The following is a 24,874-nucleotide window of genomic DNA, read 5'->3' on the forward strand; positions in this document are numbered from 1 at the left end:
GGGGGAACTATAATCCCATAATACTGGAGAAGCATCTCTATGAGATGTGATATGGATAGCGGCAGGCCATTAAATGGGACTGCTCTTGCTGGAGCGATGCCTGTGCGGAAAGATGATCCGTTAATGAGGTTGCGCAGCCTAAGGATAGCCTTTATCCCTGCCGAACATAATAGTCCAAACAACTATTATAAACAAGTCAGGAGCACATCGACATGCAAACAGAAGCGGTCTCCATCGTGGATCATAAAATAAAAGTCATTGAGAGCGAAAAAGGTATCATTTATTTGGTGGGCCCGATCCAGCTGCCGGTCAAGCTTGGCGAAGGGGAGGCGTTATTCGATTGGTATTGCTGGCTGAATTGCAAAGAAAAGCTCGATGATCTGGAGCAAATCGTGCAGAAGCTCTCTGCCAGCAATCTTGCGGAGATGCAGCAATCAAGCGTGCTTGTGTATGGTGATTTCGAACAAGCCGAGGAAGCATGGATCCGCATGCACAGCATTTGCCATACGGGTGATATATTTGGGAGCAAGCGCTGCGATTGCGGCTATCAGCTGCATGAGTCGATGCGCATGATTGCGGAGAAGGGCGCAGGGGCTTTGTTTTATTTGGCCAATCATGAGGGCAGAGGAATCGGATTGTTCAGCAAGGCGATGGCGTATTTGCTGCAAGAGCAAGGCTACGATACGGTAGAAGCGAATGTAGAGCTTGGCTTTGCGGATGATGCGCGGAACTATGGTGACGCGATTCGCGTATTGAAGGCACTGCGTGCCAAGCCTGTTGCGCTAATAACGAATAACCCGAAAAAGCTGGATGCCTTGCAGGCTGCAGGACTTGATGTGACAGATCGGATTCCGCTTTGGGGAGACCGGTCTGAGCATAACGAGCGTTATTTGGATACCAAAATAAACAGATCGGGCCATTTGGCGGCAAGCGGCTGTCCGAACGAATAAAGGCTTGGAAATTGGATAGGGCTGTCCAGCTGACGCATAAATGCGCAAGCTGGACAGCCCTTGGTTGTATCGTATATTTAACCGGACCTTTGCTAGCATGAAAGGCCGTATGGAATCCCCTTGTTAACAGCAAACAGCATGTGTACCAAGTTGTCTAAAACTCGCATTCTAAAACAACGAAAGCCCTACCTCTCTTCCGTCCTCGCGGCTCCAGTGACCGCGCCAGTGTGAATCAGAAATACATCACGAAACAGGTTTGGGATTAACAGCAAAGAAATCAAAATCTGAGGAAAACATTGAATCTTACTGGGGATTTGCTGGGGTTAAATATTATACATTCCTTATATCATACTACATCGAATCACGAAATGCAACTGTTCGTTTAAAAACGAATGACTTTGGCTATTCTGGACACTCTAGGAATGGAAGGGGGAATAGACATGCCAAGTTGGTTGGAGATTGTTATTCGTACATTGGCTGCCATCGTCATCTTATTTGCGCTGACTAAAGCGCTCGGGAAGCGCCAAATATCACAGCTATCGTTGTTCGAGTACATAACGGGCATATCTATTGGCAACATAGCCGCGTATGTGTCGCTTGATCTCGATAATTTATGGTATTTGGGCATGGTATCGCTAGCGGTATGGGTAAGCGTCTCGGTTGCCATGGAGTTCGTGACAATGAAAAGCAAACGGATCCGTGATTTTGTCGACGGCAAAGGAACCGTGCTCATTAAGGACGGCCAAATGCTCAAAAAGAATTTGCACAAGGAACGGCTGACCATAGATGAAATGCTCGAGCAGCTGCGAAAGAAGGATGTCTATCGCGTTGCGGATGTTGAGTTTGCCGTCATGGAGTCGAGCGGCGAGGTCAATGTGCTGCTTAAGAAGGAATATCAGCCCATTACGCCGGATCTTCTTGGCTGGAAAGTTGCTCACGAGCGGGAAGCGCAGACGGTTATGATGGACGGAGATATTCAGGATGAAATTCTGGAGCAGCTGGGACATGACCGGCAATGGCTGCTTCATGAGCTGAAGAAAAGAAATCTCCAGGAAAAAGATATATTCCTGGCGCAGATTGACAGCAACGATGAGCTGTTTCTTCAGACGGGGGAAGAGGGGAAGCAGCCGACAAGCCCTTCATCCAAGCCGAGGGAGCGCGTTGCGATGCTGGTGGAGCAATTCGAGGCGGAGCTGCTCCGCCTCGAACGATTGTCCCAGAATGAAAGTGATAGACGAGTATACCAAACGGCAATTGATCGGTTTCAAACGAGCGTTAAAACGCTTTCAGACCAAGCCTTGAAACGGTAGGCTACGTCCATCTAGCCGACCACAGCTTCATTTCTTTCAGGATGTGATGGAGATCCTCGCCTTTGGGCGTTAACGTATATTCAACAGTGACAGGTACCGTAGGAAAAACCTTGCGTTCAAGCACGCCTTTGTCCTCTAAATGGCGAAGCGTGCTTGTCAGGGCGCGAGGGCTTACGGCAGGAATAAGCTTTTGGATTTCTCCGAATCGTTTGGTTCCGCAAAACAACTCCCTCAGCACAAGAAATGCCCACTTGCCTCCGATAACATCCAACGTTTTCTCGATATTGCATTCAATGCTTACCGGCTCTTTCGGGATGTAATTGTGTACGCTCATAACCTCATACCCCTTTTCGCTCATTACTAAAAACAAGTATAGTATATATACTAAAGATAATAAAATGAAAAAACATTCACTACTTACATTAAAACACAAACTGCTATAGACTACTACTTGAGAGTGACTGGAAGAGTAGAAGAGGAGTGTTGGCGATGAAATATAGGAAGCTAGGCAATAGCGGTCTTAAAGTGAGTGAGCTTGGACTTGGCAGCTGGTTGACTTACGGAACCGCAACGGAAGCAGAAACGGCACAAGCATGCATTCATAAAGCTTACGAGCTTGGCATTAATTTTTTCGATACTGCTAACGCTTACAATAATGGTGAAGCAGAGAAAGTAATGGGCGGAGCTTTGAGAGCCTATACGCGCAGCAGCTACGTGCTCGCAACCAAGCTGTTTTTCCCGATGGGTTCCGGACCGAATGACCGGGGCTTGTCTAGAAAACATATTATGGAGCAATGCGAAGCAAGCTTGAAGAGATTGGGCACCGATTATATTGATCTCTATCAATGCCATCGTTTTGATTCGGACACGCCAGTCGAGGAAACGCTGCGCGCACTTGATGATTTGACAGCGCAGGGTAAAGTTCTTTATACAGGCATTAGCGAATGGTCGGCTGAACAAATTACGGATGCATCGCGAATAAGCAAAGAGCTTAATCTTCGCCCTTTGATCTCTAATCAGCCCATATACAACATGTTCGAGCGATATATCGAGCAAGGCGTTGTTCAGGCTAGCGAGCAAGCAGGCATGGGGCAAGTCGTCTTCTCTCCGCTCGCTCAAGGCGTATTGACCGGCAAATATAAACCGGGACAAGCTGCACCAGCCGGCAGCCGAGCCGCCAATGAGAAGACGAATGGCGTCATTAACAGCTACCTGCGTGAGGATGTGCTTCAGGTAACTCAGAAGCTGGAGCAGCTAGCTGGAACAGTAGATGCTACTTTATCTCAGCTTGCGCTTGCATGGGTGCTTCGCCAGCCTAACATCAGCTCGGCGATCATAGGCTCCAGCCGTCCAGCGCAAATTGTAGAAAATATAAAGGCGGTTGATCTTGTATTGACCGATGAGCTGCTTGCCCAGGTCGAGAACATTCTGGCAGAGGTAAAAGACTTCGCGCCAGCTCGTTAATTGGATAAGCGGCTGCGCCAACAATGGATAGCAAAAAAAGGCTCTTCGCCAGAAGAGCCTTTTTTGCTATATATAATAGAAGAGATTTTTTTATTGGTCCATTTGGGACTCAGATGGACTGTAGGTGCCGGGCTGCGTAATCGGAGCAGGCATTTCTTTTCCGCCAGCAAAATGGTATTTCACGACCGTATTGAACTGATCAATCCAAGGCATGAGCGACCTTCCGCCCCATGCTTCTTTGGCAAACTCATTGAAATAATTCATGAATTCCATATTCGCGGAAATATGAACCTCCTGCACGGCGGGCGCAAGCTCGCGTACCCGGAGCGCAACAGTCTGCTTGAGCTCATCCGACAGGTTGTTAATATCATTCACTGAGAAATAGGAATTGTAAGGGGAAACAAGCGCGCGGCTGTTGCCGTAAGGACTTCCAGTATCATGATTATATACCCCTTCGTTAGTGCCGGTGTTGTCCTGCTCGCTTCTGCCGCCGGAATTGCGCGTGCCAACTGCTGTCCAATCCAGCATGAGGCCTACGTATGCGTTTTTATCGGTAAGCATAACGATTGCGGAGGCGATGCCGTTAAGATCAGTAACTTTTCGCGAGATGACGGAGCTGTATTCGAAAAAGGAATTATCATGCTGATGCTTGTTTCCAGACACTGGTCCGTAAGCTCTCCCGCTCAGCATCTTGGGATCGCCTGCTTGTCGGCTTCCGTAATCGGTGTCGCTATGCTGGGCAAGCTCTTCGTAGTTGCAGCCTGTCGCAGCCGCTAAGAGTACGGCGGACAGTAATAATGAGGCTATTCTTTTCACCATTTCAAGTGGACCCCCATTCATACGATAATAGCATTAGCTTCTGCCGAGGGAGCGTAAATATACGTTTGCGGGAGCATACATAATTGACCATGGGTTTGGTGCACAATGTAGGATAGAGAGAAAGCCATGCAGAGGGGCTGAACACAACGATCATGCAAAGGAAAAAACGTTGAATTGATGCGTTTTTGACAGCTTTGAGAACAATTTGTGAACTCTCTGTGGAACATTGACAAATAGGGGCTTCAACTTTATATTTAATAAAGTGATTTAAGTTGCAGGAGTTGTAATAACATCTGTGAAACACGCAGCCAGCCGCATGCCACGTGAAAATCAGGCAGCTGCGAAAACGTCAAAAGTGGGGTTGATTAATGATGAAACGGTGGCGATTTGTAAAACGGCTTGCGCCGCTTATGGCCATGATGGTATTGGTGCTAGCGGCTTGCGGGCGGAGCGATTTGTCGACGCTGAATCCTCAGGGACCTGTAGCGGAAGAGCAATTCGGACTAATGAAGCTGGCAATTGGAATCATGTTAATCGTGATTGTTGCCGTATTCGGGATTTCCTTGTATGTTATTATTCGGTTTCGCAGGCGTCGGGGAGACAACACGATTCCTAAGCAAGTGGAAGGGAATCATAAGCTTGAGATCATTTGGACAGTTATTCCGATCATCATGCTTATCATTTTGGGTGTACCGACCGTACAATCCGTGTTTAACTTAGCCAAAGATTACAGTAAAGATCCAGAAGCGGTTCAGGTTATCGTAACTTCACACCAATACTGGTGGGAATTTGAATACCCTGATTACGGTATTAAAACAGCGCAGGAACTTATTATTCCAAAAGGGAAAACGATATCGGTTCAAGCGAAATCCGCAGACGTGCTTCACTCGTTTTGGATTCCATCGCTTGCTGGTAAAATCGATACAAACCCAGGTGCTAACGTAAATGCAATGTACTTCTCGGCACCAAAAGAAGGCGTTTACTTAGGGAAATGCGCCGAGCTTTGCGGACCTTCCCACGGATTGATGGACTTTAAGGTCAAATCGGTGGACGAGTCCTCCTTTGATCGCTGGGTAGCAGCGCTTCAAGAGCCTGTAGCTTTGCCAAGCGATCCTGAAATCGCAAAAGCTTTTGAAAGCAAATGTCTGTCATGCCACGCAGTTGGCGATCTTGGCGGACCGGCTTATCCTAACCTAACAGGTATCGGTAGCCGTGAGACTGTCGGAGGTATCCTTGTCAACACCGATGATCCGCAATATTCCAATGAAGGTTCAGTTTATGACAACCTGCACCGTTGGATCAAAAATCCGGATGAGATTAAACCGGGGAACCAAATGGGTAAAATTGATCTAACTGACCAAGAACTTGAAGGTATTGCTAAATATTTATCAGAACTGAAGCTTAACTACGAACAATAATTTATCGGTGATTGAAGGAGGTACCTACTTTGGCTCATGCGCATACGCATACGGTCAAGCGTTACAGCGGTCTGATGGACTGGCTGACTACGGTTGACCATAAAAAAATCGGAATATTGTATATGATCGCCGGCGGTTTTTTCTTCCTTGTCGGCGGTTTGGAAGCGATCTTGATCCGGGTTCAATTATGGAAGCCGCTTAATAACTTCGTTAGCGCGGATACATACAACGAGCTGCTTACGATGCACGGTACAACAATGATCTTCCTTGCGGCCATGCCGCTCTTGTTCGCCTTAATGAACGCGGTCGTACCGCTTCAGATCGGCGCGCGCGACGTTGCGTTCCCTTTCGTTAACTCACTCGGCTTCTGGACATTCTTGTTCGGCGGCGTGCTGCTTAACGTAAGCTGGTTCACTGGCGGCGCTCCTGATGCAGGCTGGACATCCTATGCTCCGCTTGCTGGCACCACCTACAGCGGCGACCATGGTGTCGATTATTATGTACTCGGTTTGCAGATTGCCGGTATCGGTACGCTAATCGGGGGTATTAACTTCCTCGTAACAATTATTAACATGCGTGCTCCAGGCATGACATTTATGCGGATGCCGATGTTTACTTGGACAGCATTCATTACGTCTGCGCTTATCCTGTTCGCATTCCCTGCTCTTGCAGTTGGTCTTGCGGCATTGATGTTCGACAGATTGTTCGACGCAAACTTCTTTGATCCTTCGGGCGGCGGCAACGCAGTTCTCTGGGAGCATATTTTCTGGATATTCGGGCATCCTGAGGTTTATATCCTCATCCTGCCGGCCTTCGGCGTTATTTCCGAGGTAATAAGCACGTTCTCACGCAAGCGTTTGTTCGGTTACAGCTCGATGGTATTCGCTACAATCCTGATCGGCTTCTTGGGCTTCATGGTTTGGGCGCATCACATGTTCACAGTTGGTCTTGGACCGGTTGCGAATGCGCTGTTCTCCATTGCAACGATGCTAATCGCGGTACCGACAGGTATCAAAATTTTCAACTGGCTGTTTACGATGTGGGGAGGCTCCATTAAATTCACTACTGCGAATTTGTTCGCAGTCGGTTTCATCCCAACCTTCGTTATGGGCGGCGTTACAGGCGTTATGCTTGCAGCAGCCCCTGCAGACTTCCAGTATCATGATTCCTACTTTGTCGTAGCGCATTTCCACTACGTTATCGTAGGCGGATTGATTCTTGGTATTTTCTCTGGCCTTCACTACTGGTGGCCAAAAATGTTCGGACGCGTTCTTAATGAAGGACTTGGCAAGCTGACGTTCTGGACTTTCTTTATCGGTTTCCATTTAACATTCTTCATTCAGCATTTCCTTGGCTTGCTCGGTATGCCGCGTCGTATTTGGACATACTTGGACGGTCTCGGCTTTAATGAAATGAATATGATTAGTACAGTCGGCGCATTCTTGATGGGCTTCGGCACAATTTTCTTCCTGCTCAACGTTGTCATTACGGCCTTCAAGCCGCAAAACGCACCAGCAGATCCGTGGGAAGATGGCCGTACGCTTGAGTGGACAATTCCGTCCCCGCCACCAGAGTATAACTTTGCACAAACTCCGCTGGTACGCGGTTACGATGCTTACTGGAAAGAAAAAACAGATGGACATAAAGGCATGACGCCTGCGGAACCAATTGGTCCAATCCATATGCCATCGCCTTCGATCCTGCCTTTCTTCATGGGTCTGGGATTGTTTATTGCAGGACTTGGATTCATGTACTCCCACGACTGGGGCAACCTGTTCGGTTCATTCAAAACAGGCTACGCAGTAGGAATTGTCGGTTTGCTGATCGTGTTTGGCTGCATGTTCCTTCGTTCAGTAATCGATGATCACGGCTTCCACATTGAAGAAGAAGAAATCCTTAGAGATTTGGGGGGGAAAGCATGAGCGCGCATTCGCATGTAGAGGGGCAATTGCCTCATGAGCCCGAAAAGGCGACCCTCGAGGGACGCAATAAAGTATTAGGTTTCTGGCTTTTCCTTGGTGGAGAAACGGTATTGTTCGGAACGCTGTTCTCAGCGTTCCTTGCACTCCGCCACCAAGTGCTTGACGGACCGCCAGCACATGAGCTGTTTCAGCTTCCGCTAGTTGCGCTTGCAACAGCCTTGTTGCTGACTTCCAGCTTAACGAGCGTATTCGCTGTTCATGCTTTGCATACGAATAGAGTGAAGGCGCTCATTAACTGGCTCATTATTACCGTAGTGCTAGGCGCAGCCTTCCTTGGACTTGAAATTTATGAGTTCGTGCATTACGTGCATGAAGGCCATGGCTTTACGACAAGCGCGTTCAGTTCTTCCTTCTACACGCTTGTAGGATTCCACGGCGCGCACGTTGCGTTCGGTATCTGCTGGATTACGTTAATTATCATTCAGCTTGCAAGAAAAGGCTTGACTGTCGTTACCGCACCTAAGGTATATGTAGCCGGTATGTATTGGCACTTTATCGACGTTGTATGGGTGTTCATTTTCACCGTCGTTTACTTGATGGGAAAGGTGGTTTAATTCCATGGCAAGCAATCAAACAGCCACAGAGGAAAGCCCCAAGCGTCATAAGGTCGAAGGACCTAAGAAGCATATCATCGCGTTTATTTTCTCAGTCCTGCTTACGTTTATCGCATTCGCGACTGTAATCAGCGGCGAGATCAACAAAGACTTTATTTACATTATTTTGATTGGTTTAGCCGTTCTTCAAGTATTCGTTCAGATGGCATTCTGGATGCATATGAAGGATCGCGGTCATACATTCGCCATTATCGGCATTCTGACAGGCGTCTTCATCGTATTCACATGTGTAATCATGGCTGAATATTGGGCTTGGTGGTAATACATTGTTTTGATGGAGGAGAGGAGGGTCCCGAGGCTTGGGTCCCTCCTCTTTTCTAAAAAAAGGCTAGCGTAATTGAAAGGAGCTTCCACGATGCTTGGCTTACAATATTTCCGCTTCGAGGAATTGTGGACCCCGATGTTTCTATTCGGAATGGCTGCCATTGTCATTCTATATTTCTATTTGATCGGTCCATGGCGCGAGAAGCATGCTCCGCAAGCACCTGCTGCGACAGCAATGCAGAGAACGATGTTTGTTTCGGCTGCCGTTATGTTATATTTGGTCCACGGTGGTCCTTTTAATCTATTAGGCCATCTCATGTTTACGTTTCATATGATCAATATGTCTGTTTCCTATTTAGTCGTTCCACCGCTCGTTCTGCTAGGAATACCAAGCTTTTTGTGGGTCAAAATGTTTTCCGCTCCTTTCTGGCGGAAATTAAGCTTTATGATGCATCCGATTATGTGTCTTGTGTTATTTAATGTGTTGTTCTCTGTTTATCATGTCCCTGTTGTCCATGACTATGTGATGACGCACTTCGCCGTGCATCGTCTTTATTATTTGATTCTCCTAATCACGTCCTTTATGATGTGGTGGCAGATTACAGTTCCAGTTCCGGAGTGGGCTAGACTGACCGATTTGAAGCGGATGGCGTATGTATTCGCGAACGGCATGCTGCTTACACCGGCCTGCGCACTTATTATTTTCGCCAAAACGTCTATGTATGCGATCTATAGCGATCCTAATGTTTGGGTAACCGCGATGGGATATTGCGTGTCGGGTGACCCGACGAGGCTGCTGGACAGCTTTAGCGGACCGCAATTTTTCAATTTGATGGATGTCGTTGAGGACCAACAGCTTGGCGGTATTGTGATGAAGTTCGTACAGGAAATTATGTACGGGGTAATCCTCGTCTATATTTTCAAGCAATGGTTTAAACGTGAGCATACAGAAGATGATATGCCGAATACGAATACCGGTACGGCTTAGGACGTACTTATCATTTTGTTAATCATAGGTGGGGTAACGTTGAACAGTTATAATATTATGCCGACGATCAGTACCTTCTTCATCGTGCTGAGTGCCGTTCTAGTAGGGGTAGGCTGGAGTCTTGCAATTAAGCGCAGGCTGGAAGAGCATCAGAAGGTGATGTTCTATGCAGCGGTATCTGCTACGATCTTCTTCATCGTGTATGTGTCGCGGACGATATTCGTCGGCAATACATCATGGGGCGGGCCAGACGGCTTGAAGCCTTATTACCTCGTTTTCCTTTTATTCCATATCGTCCTTGCTACGGTAGCTGCCGTATTCGGCATTACGACGCTAACGCTTGGTTATAAGAAAAAGTTTGCGAAGCATCGCAAGTGGGGCAAGGTAACATCGATGATTTGGTTTGTTACTGCGATTACAGGCACAATGGTTTATGTGTTGCTGTATCTCATGTACCCAGGCGGCCATACGAAGCCGGTTATTGATGCGATTTTTGGATAAGCATGAATGGATACACCTTAGAAGCTATGCATGCGAAAGAGCAATCTTTCGAGTGCATAGCTCTTTTTTTTAAGCTAAGACTTATGCGTTTCAGGCGATAAAGTAATCTTCTATGTCTACGAGAAAAACGGATACCATCCTCTAGCAGAGGACGGCGAAGCCGTTTCTTTTTTATGGTAAGGGTTGACAACTGTGTATACAGTGAATATACTGTGTATAAGGATATATACAGTATAGAGAGTAAGCATTGAAGGGAGCGAGTGCTATGGGATTATGGAAAGGCGCATGGTATTTGGCGAAGCATGAGCTTGCGAGAGATGGATGGAAGAGCCTGTTCACGTTATTGTTTGTCGGATACTTATTGTTATTTACGGTTCCAATGATGAATAGCGTTCTTATTGGAGATAGCAACCAAATGATGAATTGGGCGACGGACTTTTTATATCTTACTTTCTTGCCTATTCTTGGTTTTGTTATTAATCAAACGATGATGCGTTACTGGAAAGAAGATTCGTATACAAGAAAAATGGCATTATGGCGCATATTGCCGATCTCATCGAGGCAAATCGCACTTGGCCGAATTATACAGTTGAGCGTCGTTCTGTTCTGTGCCCATCTCGTCTATTTTATTTTGCAGTTCGTACTAGTGCGAAGCATGGGAGCGGATCTATCGGTTGTAACCTTTATTCAATACGCAGTGTTTTGGTTCGGTTACTCGCTTACAATAGCCATTATCTATGTATACTGGGAGATCGGTCATTCGGGTAAAATCTATTTTTTCTCCAATCTCATTTATATCGCCTTACTGCTGATCGTCACCGTATGCTTTGCTACATTTAATGGCGGGACTATGGTTGCTTCTTCCCTACACGCAATTGAGGACGGAAGCTGGTGGTTGCCGATCATAGCCCTTGTCGTTTGTGTGGCAGCCATATTGATTGGGGTCAATCGGATTGAGAATCGACTGGAGAGCCGTAGCTATCGGGCATAGTTAATTGGGAATGGAAGAAGGTGAGGTTTATGCGGCTGCCGATACAGATCAATGAACAAAGTGCTGAGCCGCTTTACCATCAAATTGAAGTTCAACTAAGAGCTTTAATTGTCAGCGGTCAGTTGGCGGAAGGGATGCTGCTTCCGTCCATACGAGAGCTTGCGCAAACAGTCAAATGCAGTGTTATTACAGTGAAGCGCGTATATAACGATTTGGAAGCTGAAGGCTTGCTTCGGACGAGGCAAGGGACGGGGACCTACGTAGCGCAGGTAGGCGATCAAGAGAGAGACCGGCACCGGCTTGCTGCAGTCGTTGAGGCATTGGAGCAGGCTGTCGTTGCCGCAAAGCGCGTGCAGTGTACGGAGGAAGAGCTGAAGGCGATATTCCAGGAAGCTTTGTCGAAACATTATGATTAACGGAGGGACATGATGATGAACGAGACGTTGGCTATTCAACTAGACGGCGTAGAGCAGAGCCGTTCGAATTTCAAGCTTGGTCCGCTTCATATGAGTATTCCAAAAGGATATATTACAGCTATTGTTGGACCAAATGGCTGCGGCAAAAGCTCGACGTTCCGACTGATGCTTGATCTGGATAAAGCGGATAAAGGGACAATCGAGCTGCTTGGCTGCAATGTCAATCAAGGAATGGACACTGAGCTGAAGAAACGGATCGGATACTTGCATGATCAATCCTCCTCCCATGAGAACAATATGATTGGTGCCGCCAAAGCGGAGTTTCACCGGTTCTGGTACGATGACTGGGATATTAATCGTTACCGGGAGCTGCTGCATATCCTTGAGGTGGAGGATCATCTTATGCTAGGCAAAATGTCAAAAGGAATGCGGCGCAAATTCGAATTTGCGCTGGCGCTGGCGCATGGACCGGAGCTGCTCCTTCTGGATGAGCCTTCGTCAGGACTTGATCCGCTTGCCTGGAAAACGATGATTGAGGTGCTTCACCGTTACATGGATCGAGGAGATCGTACGATTCTGATGACTTCCCATATCATTGAAGAAGTAAAGCGGCTTGCCGATTACATTGTTTTTATGGCGCAGGGCAGGGTGCTTGGGATGTATGAGAAGGATGAGCTGTTCAGCAGCTGGTTCACGTTGTTCGTTAGCGGGGCGGAGCTAACGGCGAAGAAAGCAGCCGAGCTGCCTGGACAATGCGGAGTCGAGCATGCTGGGGCGACAACCTTCCGGATTACGACGAACAAAGCTGCCGAAGCAGAGGAATGGTGCGCCGCAGAGGGATACCAGATTGTCAGCAGACAGGCGCTGGAGCTTGATGAAATCATGAGCGCGTTACTGCAGCAGGACCGATTGCATTCAAGAAGGAACTAATAGAGGAGGAACAATACAATGCATCCATTAAGAGTAGAAAAAGTCGTCAAACAATACGGGGATAAAACAGCCGTCAACGGAATCAGCTTCGAGGTAAGCGAAGGAGAAATCTATGGCTTGCTTGGCGCGAACGGAGCCGGCAAGACGACTACGATGCGGATGGTGCTTGGCCTAATTTACCCGGACGAAGGAAATATCCTGTACAACGGGAAAGCCTACAGCAAGGAGCAGCTTCGCAATCTAGGCTACTTGCCGGAGGAGAGAGGCTTGTATCCAAAGGTGCGCATTAGCGACCAGCTAATCTACTTGGGTCAGCTGCGGGGCATGTCCAAGAAGGATGCCGATCAAAGCTTGAAGAAATGGTTAGATCGCTTTGATGTACCCGAGTATTACAACAAACGGGTCGAGGAGCTGTCTAAAGGAAATCAGCAGAAGATTGGATTCATCGCAAGCGTTATCCACTCTCCGAAAATTGTCATTTTGGACGAAGCCTTCAGCGGTCTCGATCCGGTCAACGTGGAATTGTTGAAATCGACGGTCAAAGAGCTGCGGGATTCAGGCAGCAGCATCTTGTTCTCGACGCATCGGATGGAGCATGTAGAGGAGCTGTGCCGAAATATTACGATCCTGCACCGTTCAAATGTCGTGCTGAAAGGCAATTTGAAAGACATCAAAAAACAGTTTCCTAAAGAGCGCGTTATTCTTAGCACTGATAAGGAAGTGTCCGGGCTTGAGAGCCTGAAGGGAGTTACGCAGGTGACTCGCCATGAGAATGGCTACGAGGTAGGCATCGCAAGCGAAGCGGCAGGCATGGACATCCTCCATCATGCGCTCAAACAAACAAATATTTCGAGGTTTGAGATCAAAGAACCGACATTAAACGAAATTTTCATTAAAACAGTAGGTGGTGACAGCCATGAATAGTTTTTGGACCGTAGTTGGCTTTACGTTAAAGAATAAATTCAGAGGCAAAGCATTTTTGATTACAACGCTTATCATTGCTCTCATTATTACGATCGGTATTAACCTGCCTTATATATTCTCGCAATTCAACAGCGGCGATAAGGTCACGAGCATCGGTTATGTTCAATCGGCGCAATCAGAAGGCTCGGCGACAGGCGACCAGCTCAAAGCTTATTTCGAAGCACAGGAGAAGCCAGGCGTAAAGCTGGTATCTTATGAAGACAAAGGCTCAGAAGCCGAGAATGAGAAGCAGCTGAAGCAGGCTATTACGGATAAAGACATTAAAGGCTATCTAGCTTTTGGTGAAATGACAGATAGCGGTTTCCCGGAAATGACATATAAATCCGAAAAAATGCTTGCATTCGAGCTTACGAGCTCTATCCAAAATGGCTTGCAAGTCATTCGCCAGGGAACCGTCCTAAAGGATGCAGGTTTGAGCTCCGAGCAGTTGGCGTTGTTGAATGCGCCGATTGAAATTGCATCGGTGCAGATCTCGGCTACGGAAGGCGCAGGCAACCTCGGTGAAGGCAAAACGCCGGAAGAGCAAGCCGTTAATATGGGACTTGTGTACTTTATCGTCATTCTATTGTTCATGGCCATTATGATTACGGGTCAAATGATTGCATCTGAGATTACGGCAGAAAAAAGCTCGCGCGTAATGGAGCTGCTCATTACAAGCGTTTCCCCGCTTAAGCAAATGTTCGGCAAAATCGTCGGCATGTTTTTAGTCGGATTGATCCAAATCACGGTTTATGTACTTGTTATCATCATTAATATAAAATTGCCGCACAATAACGAAATGCTTGTGAAATTCAATATCGATCTGTCTCAGATCGATCCGATGCTTCTCATGTATTCCGTCCTGTTCTATTTGACAGGTTACTTCCTGTTTGCAACCTTGTTCGCTGCGGTAGGTTCAATCGTCAGCCGCACCGAGGATCTGGGTCAAGCGGTATTGCCCATCACGATGCTCTCGCTGGCTGGCTTCTACATCGCCATCTTCAGTATCTCAAGTCCGGACAGCATGCTGGTTAAGATTTCGTCGTTCATTCCATTCTTCTCGCCATTCGTTATGCTGCTAAGATTGGGCTTGACCGATCCGCCAATGTGGCAGGTGCTGGGCTCGATCGGGCTGCTGCTCGTAACGATTTACGCATCGGTATGGGTTTCGGCGAAAATTTATCGCACAGGTGTACTGATGTACGGCAAGCGACCTACGTTTAAGGAGCTTCGCAAGGCGATGAAGGCTTATAAGATTTAGTGGGATTTTGGACGATTTGTGTGGGAGTAATAGTTACGAAGAATGAGACTTTATTTTCGAGCCAGTTAGATCAGTTCTCTGATCTGACTGGCTTTTTAGTATTTATATATAGGTTTATTAATGTTTTCAGAGGGACGAAATTATTTGTAGCTAGGTATTAGGTACAACCAATCAGGGTACGGATAATAACGGATAATAAGGAATAGGAGTAAAAGCCGGATAAAGTCTTCAGAACTTATACTTTTAGCAGGGCTAGATCCCCCACTGAGATTGAAGGCTTGCTGAGCAAAAGAGAATTGGGATAGCTGCTTAAGTCAATTGACAGCGTTTGATGCTCCCACTCATGCAGTCAGTACGGGGAAGTAGCGTTCCCTTTCAGTCGTTTGAATCTCGACGGAGAGATCCCTTTATATTTCCTAAATTGTTTTGAGAAATAGCTCAGATGCTGAAAGCCGTTCTCGAGCGCTGCTTCTAACATGCTGCAGGAGCCGGATTGTATCATGAGCGCGGCACTGTTGACGCGGAGCAGATTAATGTATTCCATAGGCCTCATGTCTGTCAGTTCTTTGAATAACCGACACAGATGGGACGACGATATGGAGCCGATGGCCGTCAGGTCGTTGAGCGTGAGCGGAGACTTGTAGTTTTCGTCGATGTACTCCAACACTTGAAGCATATTCTTCCACTTGTGCGCGTTTAACGGATTGGAGCGTTCGTAAAGGTGTTTTGGAATCAATTTCGGGTAGAGAGCCGCGAGAAGCATATAAAGCCGCCCCTTTACGCAAAGCTGAAATCCGTCATGCCCGTTATGGTATTCCATAAGCAGATCTTCAATTTTATTGATCACGGGTCGATCCTGAGCTCGTTGTCCCGATAGCAGTGGAGGGAACAGCATCTCCCCCCTAAGAAGCGGATTCAAGTACTGCTCCTGACATAAATCGGGATGTAGGGCGGATAGCCAAGACAGCTTGAATACGATGGCTGTATAGGAGCAACCCGTTTCGGCATCGCTATAGCCGCTGTGGGGCTCTCCCGAATTAATGATTAGGCAATCTCCAGCTTGCACGGGAATCTCGGAATGATTCACGGAGAAAACGGCTTGTCCCGCTCTTATATGAATCAGTTCAATCTCTTTGTGCCAATGCATCGGAAGGATTTGCTGATTACCCAAACAGTAATCCACGTTATAGACGGCGAAAGGAAAGCCTGAGGAGCCGTGCGGCACTTTTTCCAAAAGACGGTATTCCAGCAAAGTAAATCGCCTCCATATCAATATTGAGTCAATTATAAGCAAAATTGAGTTAGAAGTTAATTCAAAAAATCAATATCATTATAATTGTCTGAAATTATATAACGGGAGGGTTTGAAATGCCAATCTTGGATTACAAGCAGTTGCCTGAAGCTCTGGTAATTGAAATGGGTGACGGAAGAATGAGGATCATGCCATACAACGACAAAGTCATTCGAATTCAGTATACGAAGGAAGCAGATTTCAGCACCAAAGCAAGCATGGCGGTAGTGGGGGAGCCGGATGCCGAAACCTCTTACAATCTGGAGGATCGTGGAGATGAGCTTGTTTTTCTTACGGCTCAGCTGAATATTCGAATAAATAAACAATCAGGTTCATTTTCTTATTACGACGCGGGCGGCTGCTTGTTGACGAGTGAGCCTGCGCGAGGCGGTAAGACGCTGGAGTCGGTAGACGTCTTCAAGTCAGTGTTCGACGAGTCGTCGAATTTGGATACAGGGCAGGGAGCAGACGGACTGAGGGTTAGAGCTGAGAATATCCGGAAGACGTTCGATCGCAAGGCATACCGCACGAAGCTTGAATTCGAATGGGCGGATGGAGAAGCGTTGTACGGATTGGGCTCTCACGAGGAAGGCATGTTTAATTTGCGAGGTCAGCATCAATATTTGTATCAACAGAATATGAAAGCAGTTGTACCCATTCTAGTTTCGACGAGAGGGTACGGTATTTTCCTCGATAGTTACTCACTGATCATGTTCCATGATGACGCGTTCGGCTCCTATCTGTCTTCCGAGGTTGATGATGAACTTGACTATTATTTCATCTGCGGCCCGGAAATGGATGAGATCGTGAGCGGCGTTCGTTTCCTGACCGGGAAAGCGCCGATGCTTCCCAAGTGGGCGCTCGGATATGTACAGTCCAAGGAGAGATATACCTCGCAAGAGGAATTGGTGGCCACCGTCCGGGAATATCGGGAAAGACGCTTGCCGCTCGATTGCATTGTCCTGGATTGGAAATCTTGGACGGGGGAACTTTGGGGCCAAAAGACGCTGGATCCGGACAGGTTCCCAGAGCCTGTTGCCATGACGGAGCAATTGCACGCGATGAATTCACGTCTCATGGTATCGATTTGGCCCATTATGAATCCGGAAAGCGATAATCATAAGGAGATGCTGCAGCATGACGGGCTTCTAGGCAATCGCGCCACCTATGACGCATTCCAGGAAAAGGCGAGGAGAATCTATTGGAAGCAGGCAAACGAAGGTTTATTTTCGAATGGCGTTGATGCCTGGTGGTGCGATTGCACGGAACCGTTTGAGGCTGACTGGAAAGGAGCTGTCAAGCCGGGACCTGAGGAGCGCATGATTATTAATTCGGATGAGGCTAAGTTGTATCTGGATCCAGAACTAATCAACGCGTATTCGCTGCTGCATTCCCAAGGTATCTATGAAGGCCAGCGGGCGGAGTCGGAAGATAAGCGAGTTGTTAATTTGACACGTTCCGCGTATGCCGGGCAGCATCGTTATGGAACTGTCACTTGGTCCGGCGACATCTCGGCGAACTGGGATACAATGCGCAAGCAAATTCCGGACGGCCTAAATTTCTGCGCGACGGGTTCTCCCTATTGGACTCTGGATATCGGAGGGTTTTTCGTTCAAAATAAGCCTGATCTATGGTTTTGGAGCGGGGATTATGACGATGGCGTCAATGATCTCGGTTATAGAGAACTTTATGTCCGGTGGTTCCAGTATGCCGCATTCCTGCCGATGTTCCGTTCCCACGGCACGGATACGCCGCGGGAAATTTGGCAATTTGGGAATCCTGGAGAGCCTTTCCACGATGCGCTCTTGACGTTCCTTGAGCTGCGCTATAAACTGATGCCTTATATGTACTCCTTAGTCTCCCGTATTTATCGGGACGATTACACGATAATGCGAGCGCTGCCGTTTGATTTCCGGATGGATGCCGCCACATACGATGTTGACGATCAATTTATGTTTGGTCCTGCTCTGCTCGTTAATCCCGTCACTCGGCCTATGTACTATGATGTCAACTCTAAGCCCATTGAAGGATCGCTTAAGACGAGAAGCGTTTATTTGCCTCTAGGGAGTAAGTGGATCGACTTTTGGGAGAACCGTGTCTATGAAGGCGGCCAGACTCTGGAAGCTGAGGCACCCTTGGAACGTATTCCGTTATTCGTTCGGTCAGGCTCCATTCTTCCGATGAAGAATGGAATGCAATTTGCTGACGATCGTTCGGACGGGCGACTGTATGTCCGCATCTATGGAGGCCAAAGCGCATCATTTGACTATTATGAAGACGAGGGTGACAACTACCGCTATGAGAGCGGTGAGTACGCTACCATTTCGATGGATTGGAACGAAGAGACGCGTATGTTCACGCTTGGAGACCGGAAGGGCAGCTATCCGGGTATGCCTATTCAATTAGACATAACCATTCTTCTGCATGAACCGGGTGCCGATGGGCATTCCATAACGCTTGCTGACAAACCAGTTAATTATGTTGGGAAAAAACATGAGATTGCTTTTTAAACGAAAATAGCAGGAGTAACGCTAGCCAGGGGGTTGGGCTAGCGTTGCACTTTCGCTGAACTCTGGATGGAAACGAACATTCCTTAGCACAATTCCGACAGCAGTCGTCATTCGATTATCTGCCATGTTAATATGGAAGTAATTCCACTGGAGATTGGGTGACTTATGATCTGGAAACTGACAGGCTCTATTCGATACCAGCTATACATGACATATGCCCTCATCATCGTACTTGTAACTGCTATTTATGTAGGCGCTTTCTTTTTCTATGAATCAAAGCAGATTACGCTACGTTCGCTGATGTCTATTAATGAGCTCTCCCTTAGCTTGTCGAATAAATTAGATCTCGAAATACAGAAGATAGATGATGTGACGCTCAGTGTTGCTTATTCGAATCTCATCAAGGATCGTCTCTTGCAGCTGTCGGGAAGTCGGGATATGACGGAGCCAGCCTCTTATTCGGCCGATCAAATTGCGGACATTAAGGAGTTGAGCGAGATTATGGTAGCAGCCATAGGGCCGACCCAATCCGTCAGGGAATTGACGATTTACGATTTCGAAGGAAATCGTATCTCTACCGGCGCACTGTTGAAGTATACGAAAGAGGATGTAAATTCGAAGTCTTGGTACGAAGAAGTGATTCAAGGCGAAGGAGGAATCGTCATCGGTATGCCTGAGCCGGATGAAGAGCTTGCGCAATCATTTGTTTTTTTCAAAGACAAATATTTTATTTCATTGTACCGCACTTATTTCGGAGGGTTCGGGGAAGCTCAGGGGATTATTAAAGCCCAGCAGGATGCTGAAACGATATTTAGCAGCTTGATCGATCTCGAACATCGAAATGAAAGCAGAAAGCGCTTCTACGTCATGGACGGCAAAGGCAATCAATTATATCCGTACGAAGGGGAGGACAAGACGGCAGGCTATTATTTCGAGCAGCGAGCCAGTCAAGAACGCCATCCTATTTACATAAACAATCCGTTAAGCGGAGAGAAGGAGTTGGTTTCATACCACTTATCCGAAGAGACGGGCTGGCTGCTGGCGGTCGTGATTTCGAAAAAGGAGTTATTCGAGCCTCTTAGGCAGTTCACTGTAACGGCAGCGGCAATCACCTTAGCGATACTCGTCTTTACCCTGCTCTTCTCTTATTACGCAGCGCAGAAAATAACGAGGCCGATAGCCAGATTGCATTCCTCGATCAAAAAAATAGACTTGACCGGGACGATCCAACCGAAGCGCCTCACTGACAGCGGCATAAACGAAATCGAGGCGCTTAATCTAGCCTTTCAAAACATGCAAACGAAATTACAAAGCTCCGTCGATAAGTTGTTGTATTCGCAGTCCCAGGAGATCACAGCCAAAATAGCAGCGCTCTCATCCCAAATGAACCCTCACTTCTTGTTTAATACCATTACGACTGTTAGCATTATGGCCGAAGAAGGAATGTCCGAAGAAATTTTGCATCTTTGCCAGAAGCTATCCTCCATGTTACGTTACATTTCGTCAGAAGAATCCAATGTTGTAAGTCTTGGTGCCGAAATCGATTATACATCTGCTTATCTAGAGTGTATGAAAATCCGCTATCAGGATGATTTGCTCTACAATATTGTAATAACAGATGAACTGATGGGAATTCCCATACCTAAGCTGATCATACAGCCGCTAGTTGAGAACTGCATGAAGCATGCCATTCACGTTGAGGGGCCGTGGGAAATTTTTGTGAAAGGGTATGTGAACGAAAACGAATGGCTCATAACTGTGACGGATAATGGTCCCGGCATGCCGGAAGACAAGCGTAGGCTGTTGGTTGAGAAAATAAGCGAATTAGAGGAAACGGACCGATTCCCGGGCTTGAGTATCGACGGAATGGGGCTGCTGAATATTTACTTTCGTTTGAAGTTCTCTTATGGCGAGCAAATGGTTTTTACTATTGAAGAGAGGGATAGTGGTTTTTCAATCACGATTGGTGGGCCGTTATCCGATTAGCTGAACAATTCGAAGGAGGAATGGAAGATGGGGAGCAGCACGTATAACGTACTGGTTGTGGAAGACGAGCCCATGATTCTGAACAATATTGTGAAGAAGCTGGACCAGTCGAATATGGGGTTCACGGTTGTACAGACTGCGAAGAACGGACGACAAGCACTAGATCAACTTGGGGTGGAACTTCCCGATGTCGTCTTCACAGACATTCGAATGCCAATTCTTGATGGCATGCAGCTTGTTCAGCAAATCGATGCCCACTATTCATCGGTGCGTACAGTTATTCTATCGGGCTACAACGATTTCGAGTACGCTCGTGCGGCAATTCGGTACAATGTCAGGAACTATCTATCCAAGCCGCTTGACTTGCAAGCGCTTCATCAATGTCTAATGAGGCTAAGAATCGAACTGGATGCAGAACGCGACAGCGTGCTTGAGCGAATGAAAGTGCTCAAGGCAACCCAGGGAGTGAGCGTCCAGGATTCGATTGAGATGCTCAGGTTATTCCTAAACGAAAATTATATGCATGACTTCCGGTTGGACCAAATTGCTCAGGAGCTGAACTTCAATTCCTCCTACCTGAGCAAGTGGTTCGTGAAGATCGTTGGGGAGACACCTTCCAACTACATTATTCATTTGAAAATATCAAAGGCCAAGAAGTTGCTGCAATCCGTCCAAGAATTATCTGTCAAGCAAGTAGGCGAGATGGTAGGGTATGCTGATCAAAATTATTTCAGCCGGCTGTTTAAGCAGCAGACGGGACTGAGTCCGAGCCAATACCGAGAGATGTGCCTGCGGGGAGAAAATAAACACATAACATTACACGATCATATGCATAGCGAATAAAAGAAAGCGCACTCATAATAAGGATGAAGCTAACAATAAAAGGGAGGCACCACATTTATGGCAAATATCCGAAAGGCCTTATCCATGGCAACCTGTGTACTGACGGTTGCTGCTGTCACGGCGGGATGCGGCAGTACGAATGGAAACAATATTGATTCGGTCAGTAACGCCCCGTCACCGTCAGGAAATACTGCGTCGACGGATCAGCCGACAAAAAAGAACATGACGTTGACCGTCATGGCTTCGCAAGACCAGATCATGGACGCCGAAGTAGAGCTTGCAAAGACATTTGAGGCTAATACAGGGATCAAAATCGATTATCAGATCGTACCGTCGGATCAGTTCACAAGCTTGATCGGCGCTAAGCTGAATTCCGGAGAGGGTCCGGATGTCATCGTGACCCAAGGCGGGAAGCTTACGCTTAAGTCGACCTTGGACCCGGAGAAGAACCTGGAGGATTTGTCCGGTGAGGGGTGGGTATCCACGCTTAAGAAGCCGTTCGACGAAGGTGTATCTTACAATGGCAAGGTATACGGCTTACCGCTTTGGGATCTAGGCGGAACCTCCAGCTGGGTGCTGGTATATAACAAAAAAATCTTCTCGGAGCAAGGTTTGATGCCTCCGAAGACGTACGACGAACTGCTGGATGTTAGCGCAAAGCTTTCGGAGAACGGCATTACGCCGATTTATGAAGCGGGTTCCGACGGTTGGCATCACCAGCTTCCTCTGCTCGAAATGGGACCAAGGGTGGAGGAACTGAGCGGAGGCTTGTATGATAAGCTGAATGCTAACGAGACGCTGCTTGCGGATAGCCCGGAAATGCTCAAGCTTGTAGAGCAGGTATCTGCTCTCGTCGAGAAAGGCTACTACGGCAAGGAACACTTCAGCAACACCTATGCCGATGCCTATAATGCGATGTCATCAGGTAAATTCGCGATGATCTTCGACAGGTCCAATTTCGGCAACGAGCTCCTCGCGAACAAGTCGGACTCCGCTTACAAGGCAGAGGACTTCGGAGCCGTCGTCATGCCGTTTCTGGACAATCAGACCTTGAACGTAAATCCGCAAGGTCCTTCCAAATTCGTGTATAAGAATGGCAAACATGTGGCGGAAGCAAAGCAATTTTTAGCGTACTTGGCTGAGCCGTCAAACATGCAGACGTATCTGGATCAAACCAGCCGTTTCTCCGAGCTGCCTTTCGAAGGGGTAACGCCTAAGAAAAACGCAGTTCTTGAGGAAATCAAAGCAGGCAGTAACGGACAAGAGGGAGCAGTCCTTCAATCAGGTGTCAGCTACATCGATCCGCAGTGGATGGATATCGGAAAAGATTTGACTGCCGTCTTCTCAGGCAAACTGGATCCAGCCGATTTACTGAAAAATATCGACAAAAGAAGAAGCCAGCAAGCGACCGCGCAGAAGGATCCGGCTTGGTCTAAATAAGCGAGTCCAATAGCTAAAGAAGAGACCCTCGATTCATTTCGTGGGTTCTTTGTTTTCGTGGAATACCTTCCTCATGCGATAAATGAATGCATAAAGTTAAGCGTTTTCGTGTATAGCAAGCTCTTTGAAGCGCCTTCATAATAAAAACATGCAATTCATTCATTAGCGAAGAAGGAGAAGAAGGAATGAACATTCAAAAGAAGATTTACCCCGCCTATTTTTTATTTGGAGCTCTGCTGTTGTACGTTTTTTTGTATGTATTGCCTAGTTTGGTAGGTATGTATTATTCGTTTACGGATTGGAGCCGATTCGACGATACGGTCCGTTTCATAGGGTGGGACAATTACAAGTCCATATTTTCTTCCGATGAGAACTATTTACGGTATATTGGAAACACACTTCAGCTCACAGTCGTAACAACGATTCTGAAGACCGTGCTGGGGTTGGGCCTGGCGTTAATCGTAGGTCAGAAATTATGGGGAAAAAACTTTCATCGTGCTGTAATCTTCTTGCCAACCGTGCTCTCGTTTCTCATTACCGGATTGACCTTCCAGTCTATCCTGGCGCCGTCCGGACTTCTGAATTCCTTCCTCCGTACGTTTGGGTTAGACAGTTGGACGCGCAATTGGCTTTATGATGGCAATTGGCCGTTCTGGTCGATTTATGGCATTGACGTGTGGAAGGGCATGGGCTACATCATGACGATCTTCCTAGCGGGGCTGATGACAATCTCCAAGGAATATTATGAAGCAGCAGACATTGACGGGGCTAACTTCTGGGGGAAACTTCGTTACATTACGCTTCCGCTCCTGTTGCCATCATTCGCGGTGACGACGGTTCTCAACCTCGTGTACGGTCTGAGAGTATTTGATATCGTCTACGTGCTGACGCAGGGAGGGCCTGGAGATCAAACGGAAGTGTTGTACTCCGTAATCTTCAAGCTGTTCGGATACGGCTATTATGGGCTCGGAACGGCCTTGTCCTCGTTGATGTTCGTCATTATGGTTGTCATTGGTTATTTCATTATCCGGTTGCTTAACAAGGAGGTTGAAGCGTAATGGCCACAAAACGGTTATTCAGCAGTCTTAGGCATTTATCCGTGTGGGTGGTCTCTCTGATCATGCTTGTGCCACTGCTCCTAATTCTACTTAATTCATTCAAAACGCAAGGGGAAGCAGCTTCCATGAATTTCAAATGGCCTTCTCAATGGGTATTTTCCAACTACACGGTTGTCATTGAGAGCGGAAAACTCTTGCAGTCATTCGGCAACAGCATGCTCTATTCGGTCGTATCGGTTGTTCTTGGCATTGTTCTGTGCGCGATGGCTGCGTATGTTCTCTCCAGGAAAAAAACGAGGATTAATCGTTTCCTATACTTGTTCGTTGTACTTGGCATTACGATGCCAGTGAACCATATCGCACTCATTAAAGTCATGCAAACCTTTAATCTGATGAATACTCAGATCGGACTCAGTTTGTTGTACACAGCATTGCAAATCCCTTTCAGCGTTTTTTTGATTTACGGCTTTGTCTCTACGGTCCCGCGCGAGCTCGACGAGGCGGGAGTCATAGACGGCTGCGGCAGCAATACGCTTTTCTTTAGAATCATTTTCCCGTTATTGCTGCCGGTTGTTGTTACAGTGATGCTTCTGAATTTTCTGGCGTCATGGAATGAGTTTATTTTTCCGCTTTATTACTTGAACAGTTCCTCATTATGGCCGATGACTCTTGCGGTTTACAACTTCTTTGGCCGTTACGAGACCGCCTGGAATTTGGTAAGCGCGGATATCGTGCTGACGAGCTTGCCTGTCATCTTGATCTACTTGCTAGGACAGAAATATATCGTATCCGGCATGACGGCAGGATCGGTTAAAGGATAAATAAGTGCATAACACTTTGCGTTTGGGTGCATATCGAACGAAGAAGTGGCGTGA

General features: G+C 47.2%; 23 protein-coding genes. 20 read left to right on the plus strand and 3 right to left on the minus strand.

All coding sequences use genetic code 11. The annotated features are described in order from the left end of the window. The first annotated feature begins 212 nt into the window (after positions 1-212). Positions 213-950, plus strand: a complete 738-nt coding sequence (locus FHS16_RS25515; protein ID WP_183569494.1) for a GTP cyclohydrolase II — start codon at positions 213-215, stop codon at positions 948-950. A 440-nt stretch (positions 951-1,390) separates the two neighbouring features. Beyond that, on the plus strand, positions 1,391-2,260 hold the full coding sequence (locus tag FHS16_RS25520; protein ID WP_183569496.1) for a DUF421 domain-containing protein: 870 nt from the start codon (positions 1,391-1,393) through the stop codon (positions 2,258-2,260). 1 nt (position 2,261) lies between these two features. Here FHS16_RS25520 and FHS16_RS25525 read toward each other — a convergent pair whose 3' ends face one another. Further along, positions 2,262-2,594 carry a winged helix-turn-helix transcriptional regulator gene (locus FHS16_RS25525; RefSeq protein WP_183569498.1) on the minus strand — a complete coding sequence of 111 codons (333 nt, stop codon included), beginning with the start codon at positions 2,592-2,594 and terminating at the stop codon, positions 2,262-2,264. 155 nt (positions 2,595-2,749) lie between these two features. Between FHS16_RS25525 and FHS16_RS25530 the strand changes: the two genes are divergently transcribed. Beyond that, positions 2,750-3,724 carry an aldo/keto reductase family protein gene (locus tag FHS16_RS25530; protein WP_183569500.1) on the plus strand — a complete coding sequence of 325 codons (975 nt, stop codon included), beginning with the start codon at positions 2,750-2,752 and terminating at the stop codon, positions 3,722-3,724. Positions 3,725-3,814: 90 nt separating this feature from the next. Here FHS16_RS25530 and FHS16_RS25535 read toward each other — a convergent pair whose 3' ends face one another. Next, positions 3,815-4,543, minus strand: a complete 729-nt coding sequence (locus FHS16_RS25535; protein WP_183569502.1) for a hypothetical protein — start codon at positions 4,541-4,543, stop codon at positions 3,815-3,817. Positions 4,544-4,911: 368 nt separating this feature from the next. On the opposite strand from FHS16_RS25535, the gene coxB reads away from it, so the two are divergent. The 11 genes from coxB (at position 4,912) to FHS16_RS25590 (ending at position 14,871) form a co-directional block, all read left to right on the plus strand. Continuing rightward, positions 4,912-5,961 carry a cytochrome c oxidase subunit II gene (gene coxB, locus FHS16_RS25540; RefSeq protein ID WP_183569504.1) on the plus strand — a complete coding sequence of 350 codons (1,050 nt, stop codon included), beginning with the start codon at positions 4,912-4,914 and terminating at the stop codon, positions 5,959-5,961. A gap of 74 nt (positions 5,962-6,035) precedes the next feature. Beyond that, the gene (ctaD, locus tag FHS16_RS25545) at positions 6,036-7,883 is read left to right on the plus strand and encodes a cytochrome c oxidase subunit I (RefSeq protein WP_183569553.1); all 1,848 of its coding nucleotides are present in this window, start codon (positions 6,036-6,038) and stop codon (positions 7,881-7,883) included. Further along, positions 7,880-8,497 (plus strand): cytochrome (ubi)quinol oxidase subunit III, encoded by a 618-nt coding sequence (locus tag FHS16_RS25550; protein WP_183569506.1) that lies wholly within the window; start codon positions 7,880-7,882, stop codon positions 8,495-8,497. The genes ctaD and FHS16_RS25550 overlap by 4 nt, the downstream gene beginning before the upstream one ends. Positions 8,498-8,501: 4 nt before the next feature. After that, positions 8,502-8,819, plus strand: a complete 318-nt coding sequence (locus FHS16_RS25555; RefSeq protein WP_141499947.1) for a cytochrome C oxidase subunit IV family protein — start codon at positions 8,502-8,504, stop codon at positions 8,817-8,819. 93 nt (positions 8,820-8,912) lie between these two features. Then, a complete protein-coding gene (gene ctaG / locus FHS16_RS25560; protein WP_183569508.1) occupies positions 8,913-9,809 on the plus strand; it encodes a cytochrome c oxidase assembly factor CtaG in 897 nt (298 codons plus the stop codon). Between the two features lie 57 nt (positions 9,810-9,866). After that, positions 9,867-10,310, plus strand: a complete 444-nt coding sequence (locus tag FHS16_RS25565) for a DUF420 domain-containing protein (protein ID WP_376769705.1) — start codon at positions 9,867-9,869, stop codon at positions 10,308-10,310. A 265-nt stretch (positions 10,311-10,575) separates the two neighbouring features. Further along, positions 10,576-11,301: a hypothetical protein gene (locus tag FHS16_RS25570; RefSeq protein WP_183569512.1), complete on the plus strand. Its 726-nt coding sequence runs from the start codon at positions 10,576-10,578 to the stop codon at positions 11,299-11,301. 29 nt (positions 11,302-11,330) lie between these two features. Continuing rightward, on the plus strand, positions 11,331-11,717 hold the full coding sequence (locus FHS16_RS25575; protein WP_183569514.1) for a GntR family transcriptional regulator: 387 nt from the start codon (positions 11,331-11,333) through the stop codon (positions 11,715-11,717). Positions 11,718-11,729: 12 nt separating this feature from the next. After that, on the plus strand, positions 11,730-12,647 hold the full coding sequence (locus tag FHS16_RS25580; protein WP_246431960.1) for an ABC transporter ATP-binding protein: 918 nt from the start codon (positions 11,730-11,732) through the stop codon (positions 12,645-12,647). Positions 12,648-12,665: 18 nt separating this feature from the next. Next, positions 12,666-13,571, plus strand: a complete 906-nt coding sequence (locus FHS16_RS25585; RefSeq protein ID WP_183569515.1) for an ABC transporter ATP-binding protein — start codon at positions 12,666-12,668, stop codon at positions 13,569-13,571. Then, positions 13,564-14,871, plus strand: a complete 1,308-nt coding sequence (locus FHS16_RS25590; RefSeq protein WP_183569517.1) for an ABC transporter permease — start codon at positions 13,564-13,566, stop codon at positions 14,869-14,871. Before FHS16_RS25585 ends, FHS16_RS25590 begins: the two co-directional genes overlap by 8 nt. Before the next feature lie 349 nt (positions 14,872-15,220). On the opposite strand, the gene FHS16_RS25595 is transcribed toward FHS16_RS25590, so the two are convergent. Beyond that, positions 15,221-16,123, minus strand: coding sequence for an AraC family transcriptional regulator (locus FHS16_RS25595; protein WP_183569519.1), 903 nt, complete (start codon positions 16,121-16,123; stop codon positions 15,221-15,223). A gap of 116 nt (positions 16,124-16,239) precedes the next feature. Between FHS16_RS25595 and FHS16_RS25600 the strand changes: the two genes are divergently transcribed. The 6 genes from FHS16_RS25600 to FHS16_RS25625 all read left to right on the plus strand — a co-directional run bounded on the left by FHS16_RS25600 (position 16,240) and on the right by FHS16_RS25625 (position 24,820). Further along, positions 16,240-18,672: a glycoside hydrolase family 31 protein gene (locus FHS16_RS25600; RefSeq protein WP_183569521.1), complete on the plus strand. Its 2,433-nt coding sequence runs from the start codon at positions 16,240-16,242 to the stop codon at positions 18,670-18,672. Positions 18,673-18,837: 165 nt separating this feature from the next. Then, complete coding sequence (locus FHS16_RS25605; protein WP_183569523.1) at positions 18,838-20,658, plus strand: cache domain-containing sensor histidine kinase; 1,821 nt, start codon at positions 18,838-18,840, stop codon at positions 20,656-20,658. A 27-nt stretch (positions 20,659-20,685) separates the two neighbouring features. Beyond that, positions 20,686-21,501 carry a response regulator transcription factor gene (locus FHS16_RS25610; RefSeq protein WP_183569525.1) on the plus strand — a complete coding sequence of 272 codons (816 nt, stop codon included), beginning with the start codon at positions 20,686-20,688 and terminating at the stop codon, positions 21,499-21,501. 57 nt (positions 21,502-21,558) lie between these two features. Next, positions 21,559-22,941, plus strand: a complete 1,383-nt coding sequence (locus FHS16_RS25615; RefSeq protein WP_183569527.1) for an ABC transporter substrate-binding protein — start codon at positions 21,559-21,561, stop codon at positions 22,939-22,941. Positions 22,942-23,126: 185 nt separating this feature from the next. Beyond that, positions 23,127-23,999, plus strand: a complete 873-nt coding sequence (locus FHS16_RS25620; RefSeq protein ID WP_183569529.1) for a carbohydrate ABC transporter permease — start codon at positions 23,127-23,129, stop codon at positions 23,997-23,999. Beyond that, positions 23,999-24,820 (plus strand): carbohydrate ABC transporter permease, encoded by an 822-nt coding sequence (locus FHS16_RS25625; protein WP_183569531.1) that lies wholly within the window; start codon positions 23,999-24,001, stop codon positions 24,818-24,820. The genes FHS16_RS25620 and FHS16_RS25625 overlap by 1 nt, the downstream gene beginning before the upstream one ends. Positions 24,821-24,874 lie beyond the last annotated feature (54 nt).

This window comes from Paenibacillus endophyticus (assembly GCF_014192395.1).
GTDB classification, from domain to species: domain Bacteria; phylum Bacillota; class Bacilli; order Paenibacillales; family Paenibacillaceae; genus Pristimantibacillus; species Pristimantibacillus endophyticus.